The sequence below is a fragment of the Actinomadura luteofluorescens genome (assembly GCF_013409365.1).
Lineage (GTDB): Bacteria > Actinomycetota > Actinomycetes > Streptosporangiales > Streptosporangiaceae > Spirillospora > Spirillospora luteofluorescens.
This window is the reverse complement of the sequence record NZ_JACCBA010000001.1, coordinates 1,861,008-1,879,395: the sequence shown is the minus strand read 5'-3', so window position 1 is coordinate 1,879,395 and position 18,388 is coordinate 1,861,008. Positions and strand designations below refer to the sequence as shown.

Below are 18,388 nucleotides of genomic sequence, written 5' to 3'. Positions count from 1 at the left end.
GGACGGATGACACGCCGTCCTGGCGAACCTGGCGCACATGCCGGAACATCTCACTAACGTGTCCGATGCGATGACGTTGGAAGCGGAGTTGCCGGAGTTCACGCCGGAAGACGACGAGACGGACGGGCCCGGCGACCGGGCCGACGGGCCGCGGCGGCGCCGTGGGCGCGGCCGGTGGCGCCGGTCGCCCTGGTTCACGATCCCGGCCGGGATCGTCGCGGGGCTGCTGGCGATCGCGGTGCTGACGCCGCTCGCCGTCGGCGCGCGGATCTGGCACCAGGCCCGCCAGGACGAGCGGCCCCGCTCCGACGCGATCATCGTGCTGGGCGCCGCGCAGTACAACGGGGTGCCGTCCCCGACGCTGAAATGGCGGCTCCAGCACGCCCTGGAGCTGTACCGCGGCGGCGTCGCGCCGGCCATCGTGACGGTGGGCGGCAAGGCGCCCGGCGACAACTACACCGAGGCCGGGGCCGGCCGCAACTGGCTGATCACCAGGGGCGGCGTGCCCGCCTCCCGGGTCTTCGAGGTGCCCGTCGGGCGCGACACGCTGGAGAGCATGAAGGCCGTCGGCAAGGAGTTCGACCGGCACCACTGGTCGTTGGGCGTGATCGTCACCGACCCGTGGCACGGGCTGCGCTCCAAGAAGATGGCCGAGGACAGCGGCATCAAGGCCGCCGCGTCGCCGACCCGCAGCGGCCCGAGCGTGCAGACCCGCGACACCCAGTTCCACTACATCGTCCGCGAGACCGGCGGATACCTGTCGTACGTGCTGCTGGGCAAGAGCGTCCAGGTGCCGGACGAGACCATCAAGCGGATCCACATCGACCCGTCCGAGTCGCCTCCGGCGTCGTCCCCGCCCGCGTCCACGCCCTCGCCGGGCCGTTGAGGGCCCCCGCGGCCCTCTACCCTGGGTAGGGACATGACGATCAACGTGACCACGGGCTACGACGGCCGTGACAAGGAACGCTGGGCCCCCGAGCCCCCCAAGCGGCGCGACCGCACGGCGTTCGAACGCGACCGTGCCCGGGTCCTGCACAGTGCGGCGCTCCGCAGGCTCGCCGCCAAGACGCAGGTCGCCTCGCCCGGCGCCGACGCCGTGGCCGACACCGTGCAGAGCCTGCGCACCCGCCTCACCCACTCGCTGGAGTGCGCGCAGGTCGGCCGCGAGCTGGGCAAGTCGCTCGGCTGCGACCCCGACCTGGTGGAGACGGCCTGCCTGTCGCACGACATCGGGCATCCGCCGTTCGGGCACAACGGCGAGTACGCGCTCGACATCGTCGCGCGAGACTGCGGCGGGTTCGAGGGCAACGCGCAGAGCCTGCGCGTCCTGACGAGGCTGGAGCCGAAGTCGTTCGCCGCGGACGGCCCGCCCCTGTACGGCCGCAGCGTCGGCCTCAACCTGACCCGCGCCGCGCTGGACGCCGCGATGAAGTACCCGTGGTCGCAGGCCGAGGCGGTGAACGGCAAGTTCGGCGTGTACGACGACGACGCGGACGTGGCGCGGTGGGTCCGCGACGGCGCCGAGCCGGGCCGCACCTGCTTCGAGGCCCAGGTCATGGACTGGAGCGACGACGTCGCCTACTCCGTCCACGACCTGGAGGACGCGCTGGTCGCCGGGCACGTCGACTTCAACCGCCTCGCCGATCCCGCCGAGCGCCGGCTCGTCGCCGCCACGGCGGCCAAGCTGTACTGCCCCGACGCCGGCCAGGCCGAGCTGGAGGAGCGCTTCGCCGCGCTGCTCGCCGAGCCCTACTGGCCCGACCGCTACGACGGCACCCCGCGCAGCCTCGCCGCCCTCAAGAACCTGACCAGCACGCTGATCGGGCGGTTCTGCCTGGCCGCCGAGACCGCGACGCGGGAGGCCTACGGCGACCGCCCGCTCACCCGCTACGCGGCGGAACTGATCGTCCCCCGGGCGCAGCGGCTGGAGAACGCCCTGCTCAAGGGCATCACGGCGCACTACGTGTGGATCAGCCACGAGGAGGTCAGGGCCCGCCAGCGGACGCTGATCACCGAGCTCGCGGAGATGATGCTCGCGGGCGCGCCCGACACGCTCGACCCCGGCTTCCGCGACGCGTTCGTGGACGCCTCCGACGACGCGGCCCGGCTGCGCGCCGTGATCGACCAGATCGCCTCCCTGACCGATCTGTCGGCGATGGCCCGCCACCGCATGCTCGGCGGGCGCGGGTACTGACCAGGGGTGCGGGCCGGCGCGGGAAGCGACGCGCTCGACGCGCCAGACGACGAACCCTTGTCTCGTGGCAGAGGCCGCTGTAGGGATAGCTACAGGTCCACTACAGGAGGTCACCATGCCCGAGGAGACGTTCGTCATCGCCGGCGCCAGCCTGGCCGGGGCCAAGGCGGCGGAGACGCTCCGCGAGGAGGGCTTCGAGGGCAGGGTGCTGCTGGTCGGTGAGGAGATCGAGCGGCCGTACGAGCGGCCTCCGCTGTCCAAGGGGTTCCTGCTGGACAAGGAGCCCCGGGACAAGGCCCACGTCCACGAGGCGGACTGGTACGACAAGCACGACGTGGAGCTGCGCGTCGGCACGTCCGTCGCGTCCATCGACCGGGGCGCGCACCAGGTCCGGCTGTCCACCAAGGAGCCGGTCTCCTACGACAAGCTGCTGCTGGCGACGGGCGCCTCCCCGCGGCGGCTGGACGTGCCGGGCTCCAAGCTCCAGGGCATCCACTATCTGCGGACGATGGCCGACTCGGCCGCGCTGAAGCAGGCGCTGGCGCCCGGCGGCCGCAGGGTCGTGGTGGCCGGGGCGGGCTGGATCGGGCTGGAGGCGGCGGCCGCCGCCCGCGAGCACGGCAACGAGGTGACGGTCATCGAACCGGAGCCGGTGCCGCTGCACGCCGCGATGGGGCCCGAGCTCGGCGGGATGTTCGCCGACCTGCACCGCGAGCACGGCGTCGTCCTGCGGATGGACGAGGGCGTGGCCGGGTTCTGGGGCGCCGGGCAGGTGTCGGCGGTCGTGACCTCCGGCGGCGCCGAGGTGCCCGCGGACGTCGTGATCGTGGGCATCGGGGTGCGGCCGAACAGCGGGCTCGCCGAGGAGGCCGGGCTCGAGGTGTCCGACGGGATCCTCGTCGACCAGTCACTGCGCACGTCCGACCCCGACATCTACGCGGCCGGGGACGTCGCCAACGCCTACCATCCGCTGCTCGGCCGCAGGATCCGCGTCGAGCACTGGGCGAACGCGCTGAACGGAGGGCCCGCCGCGGCCCGCGCGATGCTCGGCCGGGACGTCGTCTACGACCAGCTCCCCTACTTCTTCAGCGACCAGTACGACCTCGGCATGGAGATGTCGGGCGTCGCGGCGCCGGGGGAGTACGACGAGGTCGTGTACCGCGGGGACGCCGCCGGGCGGGAGTTCATCGCGTTCTGGCTGTCGGGCGGCCGCGTCGTCGCCGGCATGAACGTCAACGTGTGGGACGTCACCGGGGACGTTCAGGCGCTGATCCGCTCCGGGCGCCCGGTGGATGCCGCCCGCCTCGCCGATCCGGGGGAGCCGCTCGCGGACCTGGCGTGAGGCGCCCGCCGGCCGGGCCGGTCGCGTCGGCCACGTACAGTCTGCCGAGTGGTTACCGAGAAGATCACGACGCTGGCCCGGGCGCGCACCGCCGTGACGCTGGCGTTCGCCGCGCACGGCCTGCTCGGCGCCGCCTGGGTCGCCCGCATCCCGCAGATCAAGGAGCATCTCGGGCTGAGCGAGGGCGCGATGGGTGTGGCGCTGCTCGGCGCGCCGGTGGGCGTCGTCGCGGCCGTCCGCTTCGCGGGGCGGATCGTCGGCCGGTGGGGCAGCCGCGCGACGACGATCGCCGCCGGGGCCGCGGGCGCGCTGGCGCTGGTCCCGCTCGGCCTCGCCTGGAACCTGGCCGCGCTGATCCTCTCGCTGCTGCTGATGGGTGCCTCGCTCGGCCTGATGGACGTGGCGATGAACGCGCAGGGCGTCGCCGTGGAGCGCGGCTACGGCCGCCCGCTGATGTCCGGGCTGCACGGCTCCTACAGCATCGGGACGCTGCTGGCGGCGCTGGCCGGCGCGGCGGCCGCGCACGCGGGCGTTCCCGTCCCGCTGCATCTGGCGGCCGCGGCGGCCGTGCTGATCGCCGTGCTGGCCTTCGGCTGCCGGGGCCTGCTCGACCGCTCCGCCGACGCGTTCCCCGAGCCGGACGAGGACGCCTCCGCGCCTGCGCGCTCCCCGCGCTGGCCGCTGGTCATGCTGGGCGTCATCGGGCTGTGCTCGTTCGTGGGGGAGGGCGCCATGGCCGACTGGAGCGCGATCTACCTGCGGGAGAACCTCGGCACCGGGCCCGGCGTGGCCGGGCTCGGCTACGCGGGGTGCGCGGTGGCGATGACCGTGGGGCGGCTCACCGGCGACCAGGTCGTCGCGCGCTTCGGGCCCGTGCCGGTGCTGCGGGGCGGCTCGCTGGTCGCCGCCCTCGGGCTCGGTCTCGGGCTCGCGGCGGGCGACCCCACGGCGGCGGTGGCCGGTTTCACGCTGTTCGGCCTCGGCGTCGCGGTCGTGGCCCCCGTCACCTTCAGCGCGGCGGGCAACGTGCCCGGGGTGCCGCCCGCGGCGGGGATCGCCCGGGTGACCGGCGTAGGCTATCTCGGCCTGCTCGGCGGCCCGCCCGTCATCGGGTTCATCGCGCAGGGCGTGGGCCTGGCGTGGGCGCTGGCCGTCCCGGTCGCGCTGGTCGGGCTGATCGTCCTGCTGGCCCCGGCGGCGGTGACGGCCGAGCGGTGACGACGGCGCCGCCGGCGGCGCCCGTTGATCTTTTGGTGGGGTTGCGACCTTTGTATATGTCCTACTCAGGTAAGGTCTGGGCGAGTGAGCACCATGCAGCGGTCGGGACCGGCCGAAACGGCCGCCTCCGCCCCGGCTCTGCGGACCTTCCTCAGCGAACTGCTCAGTTTCGGGTTCGTGGGGTGCCTCGGCACGCTGATCATGATCTTCGGCGCCAACCTGATGCGGGCGTGGCTCGGCGGCAGCCCGGTCACCAGCGTCGTCGTGCCGACCGTGGTGTCCACGCTGTCCTCCTACCTGCTCAACCGGTTCTGGACGTTCCGGCACCGCGACAGCGACGGCTCCGGCCGGGAGGTCGCGATCTTCTTCGCGCTCAACGGCGTCGGGCTGCTGATCCAGGTGCTGTGCACCGGCTTCACCTACTACACCCTCGGCCTGCACGGCGGGATCGCCTACAACCTGGGGCTCCTCGCGGGCGTCGGCCTCGGTTCGGCGTTCCGCTACTGGTCGTACAAGAAGTGGGTGTTCACTCCCGCGACGGCATGAAGCGGGGGCCGCGGGGGTCGTCCCTCACGCGTGAGCACGGCCGGGGCACGGAGCGGGCGTGAGCCGACTCGACGACGAATGGGCCGAGCACCGGTCCGCGGTGTTCGGCGCCGCGTACCGGATCACCGGGAGCGTCGCGGACGCCGAGGACATCACCCAGGACGTGTGGCTGCGCGCCTCCGCCCGGGGGTCGCTGGACGACGTGCGCGACCTGCGCGCCTGGCTGCTCACGGTGGCCGCGCGCCGCGCCTACGACGTGCTGGGCTCCGCCCGCGCGCGGCGCGTGGAGTACGTCGGGCCGTGGCTGCCCGAACCCCTGCTGACCGGGCCGGACGCCGCCGAGCCGGTGCTCGTGGACGAGACTGTCGGCACCGCGATGCTGATCGTGATGGAGGAGCTGTCGCCGCCGGAGCGCGTCGCGTTCGTCCTGCACCAGGCGTTCGAGGTGCCCTACGAGCAGATCGCCGGGGTGCTCGGCAGGTCGGCCGCCGCCTGCCGGCAGCTCGCGTCCCGCGCCCGCCGCAAGATCGCGGCGGCGCCGCCGCCGCGCCCGGCCCCGGCGGCCGAGCGCGACCGGGTGCTGGCGGCCTTCCGGTCCGCCTACGAGCGCGGCGACGAGGCCGCGCTGCTGGCGCTGCTGGACCCGGACGCCACCTACACCACCGACGGCGGCGGGCACGTCTTCGCCGCCCGCAAGGTCATCGCCGGGGCGGGACGGGTGGTGACCGCGCTGGTGCGCGTCGGCGCCCGCAAGACGCTGCGGCTGGAGTACGCGGAGGTCAACGGCCGGCGCGAGCTGCTGGTGCTGCGGGACGGCCGGCGGGTCGCGGTCGACACCGTGGAGGTCGAGGGCGGCCGGGTCACCGCCCTCCGCCGGGTCCTCAACCCGGAGAAGCTCTCGTCCCTGCGCGGGGTCTGAGCCGAGCCCCCGCGCGCCGCGCCGCGGCGCGCGGGAGGGGGCTCACCGGCCCGCCGGGACGATCTTCTCGGTCTGGGCCTGCGCCTCGGTGAGGAGGCCGGCGAGGTCCTGGCCGGTGCCCTGCGAGAAGATCACCTGGTCGATGCCGCGCTCGGCGAGCCGTCCGACGGTGTCGACGGCGGCGCCGACCGAGGGCGTGCCGGTGAAGAAGGTCAGCGACGTCTTCTCGATCTCGGCGTAGTCGCGGCCCTCGCGCTCGCAGTGCTCCTTCAGGACCTCCAGCTTGCGGGGCAGCTCGTCGCCGTCGAAGAGGTTGCAGGCGTCGGCGTACTTCGCCACGAACCGCAGCGTCTTCTTCTCCCCGCCCCCGCCGACGAGGATCGGCGGGTGGGGGCGCCGCAGCGCGGGCGGCGAGTTGAGCGGGCGCTCCAGCGTGTAGTGGTCGCCCTCGAACGGCGTCTCGTCGCCCTCCCACATCCGGTGGGCGATCCGCAGCGTCTCCTCCAGCCGCTCGAACCGTTCCGCGGTCGGCGGGAACGGGACGCCGAGGCCGCGCGACTCCTCGTCGTTCCAGGCCGCGCCGATGCCGAGCCACGCGCGCCCGCCCGACAGGACGTCCAGCGTGGTCACCGTCTTGACCAGGACGCCGGGGTGCCGGTAGGTGACGCCGGTGACCATCGTCCCGAGGGTGATCCGCTCCGTCAGCGCCGCGGCGTACGCGAGCGCCGAGTAGCCCTCCAGCATGGGGTCCTGCGGCGGGCCGACCATGCCGATCTGGAAGAAGTGGTCCATCACCCACAGCGAGTGCAGCCCGCCCTGGTCGGCCTCGCGGGCGACGCGGGCGAACGCGGGGCCGATCTGCTCCGGCCCTCCGGGAAAGGTGAAGCTCGGAACCTGGAGTCCAATGCGCATGGCAGTCCTTCGCGTGCTTCGTGGTGTGCTTCTCTCCTTCCCACTCTGCGACCTGGAGCGCGCTCCAGGTCAAGCCGCCGCTCCGGCCGGACATTGACCTGGAGTGCACTCCAGGTGCGATCCTGGAGTGCGTGAGCTCCTACTCTCCCGCCGAGACCGCCGAGAAGAGCGGTTTCAGCATCGACACGCTGCGCTACTACGAGAAGATCGGGCTGCTGTCCGGGATCGCGCGGAACGCGTCGGGACGGCGCGTGTTCTCCGACGACGACCTGCAGTGGCTCGGGATGCTGCGCTGCCTGCGCGGCACGGGGATGCCGATAGCCGAGATGCTGCGCTACTCCGAGCTGGCCCGCGGCGGCGGCGAGACCGTCCAGGAACGGCTCGACCTGCTGCAGGAGCACGACCGCAGGGTCGAGGAGCAGATCGCCACCCTGCGCGCGCAGCAGCGGCAGATCAAGGTGAAGATCGGCTTCTACCGGGAGGTGTCGGTGACCTGCGAGGCCGCTCCCGCCCCGGCCTGAGCGAGAACGCGCTCCGCGCGCGCCCACGTCTCGGCCGGCTCGAACGCGTCGGCCCACCAGGTGTCGGCGCGGATCGTCCCGCGCCGCCGGAACCTGCGCATGACGGCGACGTGCGGCGGCCAGGCCACGAAGCCGCGCAGCGCGGCTTCGCCGGTCCACACCGAGACGGAGCCGCACCTGCGGCGGCGGAGGTCGGTCCACAGCCACATGCCGACGGCTCCCTCCAGGTCCGGCCACGACCGGCGCAGCACCATGCCCGCGCGGAAGGCCCTCGGCAGGTCGAGCGCGTGCGCGCAGGTGAAATCGGTGACGCTGACGAGGACCGGGCCCGTCGCCCGGACGGGCCCGCCGCGCCACGCGGTCCTCAGGAGCGCCATGCGGGGTCCCGGCCGAGGAGGGCCAGCAGGTGGTCCCGCGGCTCCGCGCCGTCCGCGGAGGGGACGGACGGGGCGAACGAGTCGCCGGGGCCCCGGCCCTCCTCGGGAACGATGGCGGCGACCTTGAGGGAGGCCTCCACGAGTTCGGCGCCGGGCTCCCAGGCGGTGCCGATCGCGGCGGCGACGTCCCAGGCGTGCACGACCAGGTCGACGAAGTGGAAGCTGATCGCCAGCGCGGCGGGGAAGGCCCCGCCGTCGCGGATCTCGGGCAGGTCGAACCGGGCGTCCAGGGCCGCCCCGGCGAAGGCCTCGGTCACGAGTCCGGCCGAGGCCCGCGCCGCGGCGAGGGGGTCCTCGCCGAGGTCGCCGCCGCGCCACGCGGACAGCCGCGCGCCCTCGCCCCTGGCGGCGGCCGCGAAGCCCTCGTCCTGGCTCACCTGGTGGCGCAGCAGGCCGTGCAGCGTCCAGTCGGGGCACGGCGTCGGCAGGCGCAGCGCGTCCGGCTTCACCTGCGCGACGACGGAAAGGTAGAGATCGGCCGCCTCCCGGTCGAGTGGCCGGAAATCGGTCGTGAGCAGTTCGTTCAGCGGGTCCATGCGGCCACGCTAGGGACTCCCAGAGGCCCAGGTACAGGTCCAAAATTGCGCAGAATGACTGAGCCGATTTAGGGTCGACGCCGTGGACCTCCACGTGAGCCTGGTGGGGCGGCGCGACCTCGCCGGGCAGATCTACGCCCAGCTGCGCGCCGCGATCCTGGACGGCCGGCTGCGCGCGGGGGAGGCATTGCCGCCGACGCGGGAGCTGGCGCGGCGCCTGGCGATCTCCCGCAACACCGTCGGCGTCGCCTACGACCGGCTCGCGGCCGAGGGGTTCCTGACGAGCCGGGTGGGCGCGGGGACGTTCGTCCGGGAGACCGGGTCCGCGGCGCGTGGCGCGCCCGCCGTCTCGCCGCTGCGGCCGCGGGCCGTGTGGGAGGGGGTGTCCGCCTGGCCTGCGCCGATGCCCGGAATCCGGTGGGACTTCCGTGCCGGGCTGCCCGACGTGCGGCTGTTCCCGTACGAGGCCTGGCGGCGGATCATGTCGGGGCTGCTGCGTCCGTCGGGGCTGGCCGATCCCGCCTCGGCGGCCGACCCGGCCGGGCTGCCCGCGCTGCGCGAGGCCGTCGCCCGCCACGTGGGCCTCTCGCGGTCGGTGCGGGCGAGCGGCGCCGACATCGTCGTCACCTCCGGCGTCCAGCAGGCCCTCGACCTGATCGTCAGGGTCCTCCTCGAACCGGGCGACGTGGTCGCCGTGGAGGACCCCGGGTACCCGCCCGTGCGGATGCTCCTCGCCGCGGCGGGGATGCGGGTGCGCGGCGTGCCGGTCGACGCCGAGGGGCTGCGGGTGGACGCGCTGCCCGGCGAGGCGCGGGCCGTCTACGTCACCCCCTCGCACCAGTTCCCGCTGGGCATGCCGATGTCGCTGCCGCGCCGCAGGGCGCTGCTCGACTGGGCGCGGCGGCGGGACGTGGTGATCGTCGAGGACGACTACGACACCGAGTACCGGTACGGCGGGCGGCCCGTCGAGCCGCTGCAGAGCCTCGACGAGGACGGCCGCGTCCTGTACACCGGCACCTTCTCCAAGATCATGCGGCCGGTGCTGCGGCTGGGGTTCCTGGTGGCGCCGCCGTCGCTGCACCACGCGTTCCGGATGGCGCGCTACGTCTCGTCCTGGCACGCCGAGCTGCCCGCGCAGGCCGCGCTCGCCCGGTTCATCGACGAGGGCCTGCTCGCCCGGCACATCCGCAGGTCGCGCCGCGAGTACCGGGCGCGACACGAGCGCGTCGCCGAACGGGTCGCCGGGCTGCCGGGGGACCGGCTCGACCTCGTCCCGTCCGAGGCGGGGCTGCACCTGAGCGCGGTGTTCCGGGACGGCGCGGACGACGCCGCCGTCACCGCGAGGGCGCTCGGCGCGGGCGTCGGGCTGTTCGCGCTGTCGGAGTTCGCGGTGACCGGGCCGCCCGGTGCGGGGCTGGTCTTCGGGTACGGCGCCGTGACGCCGCCGGAGATCGACGAGGGGATGCGCCGGCTCGCCGGGGTGCTGCGCGGCTAGCGGTGGACGGGCGTGATGCGCCGGCCGTCCGCGCCGAAGAACAGGACCCGGTCCATGTCGACCGCCAGCGCGACGCGGTCGCCCCGGTCGGGCCGCCCGCCGGGCGCGATGCGGAAGACGAGGTCGGACCGCCGGTGGTGGCCCGCGTGCTCCTCGACCGGCTCCTCCTCGGCCGGCCGCCCGAACATCGCCCGCACCCGGTCGCGCAGCCCCGGCCGCGCCGCCGCGGGGACCTGCGGCCGCTCGGGGCGCCCGACCTCGTTCGCGTCCACCGTGGGGATGCCGGCCTCGGCGTAGGCGAGCCACTCGTGCCCGTGGAACTCCAGGGCGCGGACCTGGCCGGACAGGACGGTCCCGGACGGGGCGGGCGAGCCCGGGGCGATCGGGATCACCGTGTCGGGGCGGATCCCCACGATCACGGGCAGGCCGTGGTGGCTGATCAGCGCGGACGCCCGCTTGTCGCCCCAGGGCAGGGTGAGCCGCTGCGGCCCGAGGTCGAACATCAGCCCCTGGCCCTCGACGGCCCACAGGGTGGCCTGCAGCAGGTTGATCGGGGGGGAGCTGAGGAACGCGGCGGTGAACACGGTCGCCGGGTCCTCGTAGATCTGCTCGGGGGTGCCGACGTCCTCCAGGACGCCGTCGCGCAGCACGGCCATCCGGTCGGCCATCGTCATGGCCTCGACCTGGTCGTGCGTGACGTAGACGGTGGTGGTGCGGCTGGAGCGGACCAGCGCGGCGATCTCGACGCGCAGCTCCGTGCGCAGCCCCGCGTCCAGGCTCGACAGCGGCTCGTCCATCAGGAACAGCGACGGCTCGCGGATCAGCGCCCGCCCGATCGCGGCCCGCTGCCGCTGGCCCCCCGACAGCGTGCGCGGCAGCCGGTCGATCATCGTGTTGATGCCGAGCGCGCGCGCCAGCTCGATGACCTTCGCGGACGCCTCGGCGCGGTCGTCCCCGGACACTTCCAGCGGGAACATCATGTTGCCCTTGACCGTGCGGTGCGGGTAGAGCGCGCCCTCCTGGAACACCATCGCCACGTTCCGGTCGCGGGGCGGCAGGTCGTTGGCCACGGTGCCGTTCAGCCAGAGGTCCCCGCCGGTGATCTCCTCCAGCCCGGCGATCATGCGCAGGATGGTCGACTTGCCGCAGCCGGACGGTCCGAGCAGGACGAACAGTTCCCCGTCGTTGATGCGCAGGCGGACGTCGCGGACGGCGACCTGCCCGCCGGGATACACCTTGTCGACGCCGTCCAGCACAACATCCGTCATCGAGTCCGCCTGGGGGTGGGCAAATCTACGGTGGGACATCTCATCGTGGTGCGGTCCCAGTTGTCCAGAGTAAAACCAGGGTTACCCGCCGTTAACCCGGCCGAGTCCGGCCATCGGATCGTATATTCCGACACCGCGTGATCTTCCTGGCTTCGAACCGCCCGGCGCCGTGCCGGGACGGCGCCGCGCCCTGGAGATCGGCGGGCCGCCGTGTCACCTTTGATCACGAAACCCGTCCGGGTTCGAAGGAGGAGCTCCCATGCCCGACTCCCCACCCCCCGTCAGCCGCCGCGCCTTCCTGCACCGCACCGGCGCGGGCGCCGTCCTGCTCGCGGGCGGCGTGCTGGCGGGCGGCACCGCCGCCGCCGCGCCCGCCGGCCGGTCCGCCCTCGCCGGCCCCGCCCGCGGGCCCGCGCCCGCCGATCTCGACCCGCTCGCCCTGCTGCAGAAGATGATCTCGTTCGACACCCAGAACTTCGGGGAGGGCGGCGTCACCCGGCCCTACGCCGAGATGCTCAAGGGCGTCTGGGACTCGGCGGGGGTCCCCGCCCAGATCATCCCCACGCCGAAGAAGGACAACGTCCACCTCATCGCCCGGATCGAGGGGACCACCGCGGCGCCGCCGCTGCTCCTGCTCGGACATTCCGATGTCGTTCCGGTGGAACGTGACAAATGGTCGGTCGACCCGTTCGCCGGAACCGTTCGCAACGGCGAGGTCTACGGCCGCGGCGCCCTGGACATGAAGGGCGCCAACTCCGCGAACATCAGCGCCCTGCTCCGGCACGTCAAGGAGGGCGGGCGGTTCGACCGCGACATCATCGTCCTCACCGACTGCGACGAGGAGGCCGGGCAGTACGGCTCCCACTGGCTGGCCGAGCATCACTGGGACAAGATCAACGCGGGCATGGTGCTCACCGAGGGCGGCTGGTTCCTCGCCCAGAAGGACCGGCGGACGCCGATGCTCATCACGGTGACCCGCCAGGACAAGGTCTACTTCAACCTCGACCTCGCCGCCGGCGGCACCGCCACCCACTCCTCCAAGCCCAACCCCGACTCGGCCATCGCCAGGCTCTCCCGCGCCGTCACCGACATCGACACCTGGCTCGCGCCGGTCGCGCTCACCCCCGTCACCCGGGAGTACTTCGGCGCGCTGGCCAAGGCCACCGACGACCGGCCGCTCGAACGGGCGCTGCGGCTGCTGCTGTCCGCCCGGTCCCAGCAGGCCCGCGAGCGGGCGGCCGCGCTCGTCGTCAAGCGCAGCTCCTACCCGTGGCTGCACCAGGCCCTCCTCCGCACGACGCACGCCTTCGTGATCGAGGACGCGGGGTACAAGGAGAACGTCATCCCGTCCAAGGCCACGCTGCGCCTCAACTGCCGCGGCGTCCCCGGCGGCCAGCGGCCGCGCGACTTCCTGGCCGCCATCCGGCGGCGCCTCGCCGACCGCGACGTGACCGTCACGCTCGCGGGCAACCCGGGGGAGTCGGAGGAGGACGCCCTCAAGCGGCTGGACGAGACCTGGGCCAAGCCGCCGTCGAGCCTGGACTCGCCGCTGTTCGAGGCCATCGGCGACGCCGCCGCCAGGACCTACCCGGACGCGGTCTTCGCGCCCGCCCTGTTCGAGGCCGGGACGAGCCTGTCGCCCTGGACCTCCAAGGGCGTCCCCGGATACGGCGTCTACCCCTACGTCGTCGACAACGACCAGCTGATCGCGATGCACGGCAACGACGAGCGCATCGCCGTCGAGGCCCTCAAGCAGGGCACGGAGTTCATGTACCGGCTCTTCGGCCGCTTCCGGGTGGGCTGACCTGCGGCGCCCCCGTCCCCCCGCGGGTCGCCCGCCCGGGGGACGGGGGCGCATCCATGCCCGTCGCGGTGCGATGCCCCCGATGTCACGGGCCCGCCGTAGACTCCTTGGTCGTGGCAGGCCGGATTCGCAATGAGGACATCGCGCTCGTACGGGAGCGCTCGTCCATCGCCGACGTGATCGGCGAGTACCTGCAGCTGCGCAGCGCGGGCGGCGGCAACCTCAAGGGCCTGTGCCCGTTCCATGATGAGAAGTCCCCGTCGTTCAACGTGACGCCCTCGCGCGGGCTGTACTTCTGCTTCGGCTGCGAGGCGGGCGGCGACGTCATCAAGTTCGTCCAGGAGATCGAGCACCTCACCTTCACCGAGTCGGTGGAGCGGCTCGCCGTCCAGGCCGGGATCCAGCTGCGCTACGAGGAGGGCGGCGGGCGGGGCCCCCGGCAGGACGGCGGTCAGCGCGCCCGGCTGATCGAGGCGCACCGGGCGGCCGCCGAGTACTACGCCGAGCAGCTGAACTCCGCCGCCGGCGCGCCCGGCCGCACGTTCCTGTCCGAGCGCGGCTTCGAGGCCGCCGACGCCGAGCGCTTCGGCGTCGGGTTCGCCCCCCGCGAGTGGGAGGGCCTCGTCAGGCATCTGCGCGGGCGCGGCTTCGCCGACCGCGACATCGTCGCCGGGGGGCTGGCCAAGGAGGGGCGGCGCGGCCCGATGGACCGGTTCCGCGGCCGGCTGATGTGGCCGATCCGCGACCTGTCCGGCGACGTCATCGGGTTCGGCGCGCGCCGCCTCTTCGAGGACGACGACGGCCCCAAGTACCTCAACACCCCCGAGTCGCCGCTCTTCCACAAGAGCTCGGTGCTGTACGGCGCCGACCTCGCCAAGAAGGAGATCGCCCGGCGGCGGCAGGCCGTGGTGGTCGAGGGCTACACCGATGTGATGGCCTGCCACCTGGCGGGCGTCCCGACGGCCATCGCCACCTGCGGCACGGCGTTCGGCGACGAGCACATCAAGGTGCTGCGCCGCCTGCTGATGGACCAGGACGAGTTCCGCGGCGAGGTGATCTTCACCTTCGACGGCGACGCGGCCGGGCGCAAGGCGGCGCTGCGCGCCTTCGACGACGAGCAGAAGTTCGTGTCCCAGACGTTCGTGGCCGTCCAGCCGGACGGCCTCGACCCGTGCGACCTGCGCATCCGGCACGGCGACGCGGCGGTGCGCGACCTCGTGGCGTCCCGGCTGCCGCTGTTCGAGTTCGCGGTGCGCAGCGCGATCGAGCAGCACGACCTCGACACGGTCGAGGGCCGGCTCGGCGCGCTGGACGCGGCCGCCCCGGTCGTCGCGGCCATCAAGGACCGCTCCCGCCGCCACATGTACGCGGTCAACCTCGACCGCTGGCTCGGCATCATGGACGAGCAGTTCGTGCTGCGCCGCGTCCGCGAACTGGCCAACCGGGCGCACGGCCGCGCCCAGGCGGGAAACGGCCGCGGCCAGAACGGGAACGGGCGCTTCCAGAACGGCAACGGCCGCGCGGGCCCCGCCGGTGAGAACGGGCGGGGCGGCGCCGCGGAGCCCCAGGCGCCGTCGCGCCCCGCGTTCGACCCCGGCGATCCCGAGGTCCAGCGCGAGCGCGAGTTGCTGAAGATGGCGGTCCAGCGCCCGGCGCTGCTCGGCCCGGCGTTCGACGAGGTCCCGGTCGAGGCGTTCATCGCGCCCCCGCACGCGGCCGTGCGAGCGGTGATCGCCGAGGCGGGGGGCGTCGCCGCGGCGGGGAACACCGCGGAGTGGATCGTGCTCCTGCTGGAGCGGGCGCCGAACGACCAGGTCAGGGATCTGCTCACCAAGCTCGGGGTGGAACCCGTCCGCTCCGCCCAAGAATCGGACGACCGTTACGCGGTGGAATTGCTGGCCAGAATCCAGGAGCGCCAGCTCACACGCATGATCGCGAACGTGAAATCTAAACTCGGGCGGCTGAATCCGGTCGAAGCGGCCGAGGAGTACAACCGGCTCTTCGGTGATCTTGTCGCGCTTGAGCAGCAGAGACGGGTGTTGCGGGAGCGAGGACTTGGGTCGCAATAGGCGTCCCTTCCGGGAAAATGGGTCCTGTGATCTAGGCCCCATTTGACGCAGACTGTCTGCGTGGGCCCTTCGGTGCTGCCAAGCGAGGCGCCATCGGTTGATCAGGTGGCGGACCTCGTCGCACGCGGCAGAGAGCGCGGCGGTGTGACCGTCGAGGACGTCGCTGCCGCGCTCGATCGCTCGGACTTGCCGGACGACTCGCTGGAGCGGGTCGTCCGGATGCTCGCAGAGCAGGGGGTGGAGGTCCTCGAGTCTCAGCAGGAGACCGAGGACGTCACGCGAGCGGATGAGGGAGACCTCGGCAAGCGGGCGCCGACGAGCGACCTGGTTCGGATCTACCTGAGAGAGATCGGTCGCGTACCGCTGCTCACGGCAGAAGATGAGGTAGAACTCGCGAAATCGATCGAGGCGGGACTGTTCGCCGAGGAGAAGATGGCGCGCACCGCCGTCCTCGCCCGCGGCGAACTGCTCGACCTCGAACTGCTCTCCCGCGAGGGGGCGCGGGCGAAGCAACGGCTGATCGAGGCCAATCTCCGGCTCGTGGTCTCGATCGCCAAACGCTACGTCGGCAGGGGAATGCTGTTCCTCGACCTGATCCAGGAGGGAAATCTCGGACTCATCCGCGCGGTCGAGAAATTCGACTACACCAAGGGGTTCAAGTTCTCGACGTACGCCACCTGGTGGATCCGGCAGGCGATCACCCGGGCGATCGCCGACCAGGCCCGGACGATCCGCATCCCGGTGCACATGGTGGAGACGATCAACAAGCTGGTCCGCGTGCAGCGCCAGATGCACCAGGACCTCGGCCGGGAGCCGAGCCCCGAGGAGATCGGCCTGGAGATGGGCCTGTCGCCCGTCCGGGTCGTGGAGATCCAGCGCATCGCGCAGGAGCCGGTCTCGCTGCAGTCCCCGATCGGCGAGGAGGACTCCGACCTCGGCGACTTCATCGAGGACGCCGACGCCGTGGTGCCGATGGAGGCCGCGGCGTTCATCCTGCTGCAGGACCAGCTGGAGGACATCCTCGCCACGCTGTCGGAACGGGAGCAGCGCATCATCCAGCTGCGCTTCGGCCTGGTCGACGGCCACCCGCGCACCCTGGAGGAGGTGGGGCGCGAGTTCGGCGTGACGAGGGAGCGGATCCGCCAGATCGAGTCCAAGACGCTGGCGAAGCTGCGCCACCCGTCCCGGGCCCAGATGCTCCGCGAGTATCTGGACTGAGGCGCGGGCCCTGACGACGGGGCCGCCCTCCCGGCCGTCCGCCGGGAGGGCGGTCGCGGGCCGCGCCGCGGGTGCCGGCGGATGCGGTGCCGGCGGTGCGGAGAGATACGCGTTACCGCCGTTACGTCGCATTTCGTCCGGACCGTGTCCTACCGTGGTGACCATGCTGATCGTGACGACTGATGGCGTGGCGGGGTACGAGATCAGGAGCGTGCTCGGAGAGGTCCTCGGGCTGGCGGTCCGAGCCGATCAGGGCGCCGTCCACGCGCCCGGGCAGGGCGGGAGCAGCGCGACGTTCCGGGTGACGGGGGAGCAGCCGGGCGCGGGCCTGGCCGCGGCGCGCCGCGAGGCGGTGGACCGGCTCGGCGAGGAGGCCCGGCGCAAGGGCGCGAACACGGTGGTGGGCATGAGGTTCGACACCGCCGTGACGGGCGGCGGCGTCGAGGTGTGCGCGTACGGGACGGCCGTCTGGGCGGAGCCGGCGGCCCAGCAGCGCGAGCAGGCGCCCCAGCACCAGCAGCGGCCGCAGCACCCGGGGCATCTGCCCCCGTACGGCGACCCGCAGGCCGGCGGCCCGCCGATGGCCGCGCGCAACCTCACGATGGGCCTGCACGACCGCCCCCGCTGAGACGCCCCGTGCCGAGGCCGCACGGCGTGGGATGACTCACTGTCCGGGGCCCCACTTGACGTGCTGAGGTTAGCTTTCGCTAATTTAGGTAAGCCTAACCATTTGCACGCTCCTGGAGACCCTGATGCGTCCTGTGTCCGTCCTCGCGCTCGCCGGCGCCGCCGCGGTGTCGATGTCCCTTCTGGCGGCGTGCGGCGGTGACGGGGACGAGGCCGGAGCGGCGGGCGCCGTCGCCGTGACGGCCACCGACGACTCCTGCGAGGTCGCCAAGACCGACCTCCCCGCGGGCAAGACCACCTTCAAGGTCGCCAACAAGGGTTCGAAGGTCAACGAGTTCGAGGTGCTCAAGCCGGACGGCAAGATCCTCGCCGAGCGGGAGAACATCGGCCCCGGCACCAGCGTCGACTTCGTCGTGAACCTGCCCGCCGGCAAGTACAGGCTGCTGTGCAGCGCCGGGCAGACCGGCAAGGGCCCGTCCCAGGACGTCACGGTCACCGGCGGCGCCGCCGGCGGCGCGGACCCGCGCCTGAGCAAGGCCGCCGCCGACTACAAGGCCTTCGTCATCGTCCAGACCGACGACACGATCGCCAAGACGGAGAAGTTCGTCGCCGCGGTGAAGGACGGCGACGTCGAGAAGGCCAAGGAGCTGTACGCGCCGTCCCGCGTCGGCTGGGAGACGATCGAGCCCGTCGCCGAGAAGTTCGGCGACCTCGACCCCAAGGTCGACGCGCGCGAGGCCGACCTCAAGCCGGAGGAGAAGAAGGACTGGTCCGGCTGGCACCTGCTGGAGAAGGCCCTCTGGAAGGACGGCTCCGTCAAGGGCAAGGAGAAGTACGGCGACCAGTTGCTGGCCGACCTGGGAACGCTGAAGTCGAGGCTGCCCGGCCTCACGCTGGACCCCGTCAACGACATGGCGGGCGGCGCGAAGGAACTTCTCGACGAGGTCGCCACCGGCAAGGTCACCGGAGAGGAGGAGGCGTTCAGCCACACCGACCTCGTCGACTTCAAGGCCAACGTGGACGGCGCCAAGAAGATCTACGACCTGCTCAAGCCGGTCGTCCAGGAGCGGGACGCGCAGCTCGCGAAGGACCTCGACGACAACTTCGCGGGTGTCGAGACGCTGCTGAAGAAGCACGCGAAGGGCGACGGCTACGTCTCCTACGACAAGGTCGGCGAGGACGAGCGCAAGGAGCTGGCCGACGCGGTGAACGCGCTGGGCGAGCCCCTGTCCAGGCTCGCCGCCGCCGTCGCGAAGTGACCCTGACGAGAGGAACCGAGGCG

17 protein-coding genes are annotated in these 18,388 nt (G+C 72.9%); 13 read left to right on the top strand and 4 right to left on the bottom strand.

Annotated elements, in window-relative coordinates; genetic code table 11:
- Nucleotides 1-70 precede the first annotated feature (70 nt).
- From BJY14_RS08555 to sigJ, 6 genes are all read left to right on the top strand, one after another.
- Nucleotides 71-886, top strand: a complete 816-nt coding sequence (locus BJY14_RS08555; RefSeq protein WP_179843111.1) for a YdcF family protein — start codon at nt 71-73, stop codon at nt 884-886.
- A gap of 33 nt (nt 887-919) precedes the next feature.
- Complete coding sequence (locus BJY14_RS08550; protein ID WP_179843110.1) at nt 920-2,194, top strand: deoxyguanosinetriphosphate triphosphohydrolase; 1,275 nt, start codon at nt 920-922, stop codon at nt 2,192-2,194.
- Between the two features lie 115 nt (nt 2,195-2,309).
- Nucleotides 2,310-3,536, top strand: a complete 1,227-nt coding sequence (locus BJY14_RS08545) for an NAD(P)/FAD-dependent oxidoreductase (RefSeq protein ID WP_179843109.1) — start codon at nt 2,310-2,312, stop codon at nt 3,534-3,536.
- A 48-nt stretch (nt 3,537-3,584) separates the two neighbouring features.
- Nucleotides 3,585-4,754, top strand: coding sequence for an MFS transporter (locus BJY14_RS08540; protein ID WP_179843108.1), 1,170 nt, complete (start codon nt 3,585-3,587; stop codon nt 4,752-4,754).
- A gap of 93 nt (nt 4,755-4,847) precedes the next feature.
- Complete coding sequence (locus BJY14_RS08535) at nt 4,848-5,300, top strand: GtrA family protein (RefSeq protein WP_218906105.1); 453 nt, start codon at nt 4,848-4,850, stop codon at nt 5,298-5,300.
- A 58-nt stretch (nt 5,301-5,358) separates the two neighbouring features.
- Entirely contained in the window at nt 5,359-6,219 is an 861-nt protein-coding gene (sigJ, locus tag BJY14_RS08530; RefSeq protein WP_179843106.1) for an RNA polymerase sigma factor SigJ, read from the top strand.
- A 42-nt stretch (nt 6,220-6,261) separates the two neighbouring features.
- On the opposite strand, the gene BJY14_RS08525 is transcribed toward sigJ, so the two are convergent.
- Nucleotides 6,262-7,131 carry an LLM class F420-dependent oxidoreductase gene (locus BJY14_RS08525; RefSeq protein ID WP_179843105.1) on the bottom strand — a complete coding sequence of 290 codons (870 nt, stop codon included), beginning with the start codon at nt 7,129-7,131 and terminating at the stop codon, nt 6,262-6,264.
- A gap of 131 nt (nt 7,132-7,262) precedes the next feature.
- Here BJY14_RS08525 and BJY14_RS08520 point away from each other — a divergent pair, with 131 nt between their 5' ends.
- Nucleotides 7,263-7,652 (top strand): MerR family transcriptional regulator, encoded by a 390-nt coding sequence (locus tag BJY14_RS08520; protein WP_179843104.1) that lies wholly within the window; start codon nt 7,263-7,265, stop codon nt 7,650-7,652.
- Here BJY14_RS08520 and BJY14_RS08515 read toward each other — a convergent pair.
- Both BJY14_RS08515 and BJY14_RS08510 read right to left on the bottom strand, forming a co-directional pair.
- Entirely contained in the window at nt 7,604-8,029 is a 426-nt protein-coding gene (locus BJY14_RS08515) for a hypothetical protein (RefSeq protein WP_179843103.1), read from the bottom strand. The two genes, BJY14_RS08520 and BJY14_RS08515, sit on opposite strands and share 49 nt — an antisense overlap.
- Nucleotides 8,017-8,625 carry a TIGR03086 family metal-binding protein gene (locus tag BJY14_RS08510; RefSeq protein WP_179843102.1) on the bottom strand — a complete coding sequence of 203 codons (609 nt, stop codon included), beginning with the start codon at nt 8,623-8,625 and terminating at the stop codon, nt 8,017-8,019. The genes BJY14_RS08515 and BJY14_RS08510 overlap by 13 nt, the downstream gene beginning before the upstream one ends.
- Nucleotides 8,626-8,707: 82 nt before the next feature.
- On the opposite strand from BJY14_RS08510, the gene pdxR reads away from it, so the two are divergent.
- Complete coding sequence (pdxR, locus tag BJY14_RS08505) at nt 8,708-10,120, top strand: MocR-like pyridoxine biosynthesis transcription factor PdxR (protein ID WP_179843101.1); 1,413 nt, start codon at nt 8,708-8,710, stop codon at nt 10,118-10,120.
- Here pdxR and BJY14_RS08500 read toward each other — a convergent pair.
- The gene (locus BJY14_RS08500; protein ID WP_179843100.1) at nt 10,117-11,388 is read right to left on the bottom strand and encodes an ABC transporter ATP-binding protein; all 1,272 of its coding nucleotides are present in this window, start codon (nt 11,386-11,388) and stop codon (nt 10,117-10,119) included. The genes pdxR and BJY14_RS08500 overlap by 4 nt on opposite strands.
- 259 nt (nt 11,389-11,647) lie before the next feature.
- On the opposite strand from BJY14_RS08500, the gene BJY14_RS08495 reads away from it, so the two are divergent.
- The 5 genes from BJY14_RS08495 to efeO all read left to right on the top strand — a co-directional run bounded on the left by BJY14_RS08495 (nt 11,648) and on the right by efeO (nt 18,365).
- Entirely contained in the window at nt 11,648-13,192 is a 1,545-nt protein-coding gene (locus BJY14_RS08495) for a M20/M25/M40 family metallo-hydrolase (protein WP_179843099.1), read from the top strand.
- 113 nt (nt 13,193-13,305) lie between these two features.
- On the top strand, nt 13,306-15,261 hold the full coding sequence (dnaG, locus tag BJY14_RS08490; protein WP_179843098.1) for a DNA primase: 1,956 nt from the start codon (nt 13,306-13,308) through the stop codon (nt 15,259-15,261).
- A 72-nt stretch (nt 15,262-15,333) separates the two neighbouring features.
- Nucleotides 15,334-16,479 carry an RNA polymerase sigma factor RpoD gene (gene rpoD, locus BJY14_RS08485; RefSeq protein WP_376770037.1) on the top strand — a complete coding sequence of 382 codons (1,146 nt, stop codon included), beginning with the start codon at nt 15,334-15,336 and terminating at the stop codon, nt 16,477-16,479.
- Nucleotides 16,480-16,642: 163 nt separating this feature from the next.
- Nucleotides 16,643-17,107 (top strand): YbjQ family protein, encoded by a 465-nt coding sequence (locus BJY14_RS08480; RefSeq protein ID WP_179843096.1) that lies wholly within the window; start codon nt 16,643-16,645, stop codon nt 17,105-17,107.
- A 124-nt stretch (nt 17,108-17,231) separates the two neighbouring features.
- Nucleotides 17,232-18,365 carry an iron uptake system protein EfeO gene (gene efeO, locus BJY14_RS08475; protein ID WP_179843095.1) on the top strand — a complete coding sequence of 378 codons (1,134 nt, stop codon included), beginning with the start codon at nt 17,232-17,234 and terminating at the stop codon, nt 18,363-18,365.
- The last annotated feature ends 23 nt before the right edge of the window (nt 18,366-18,388 follow it).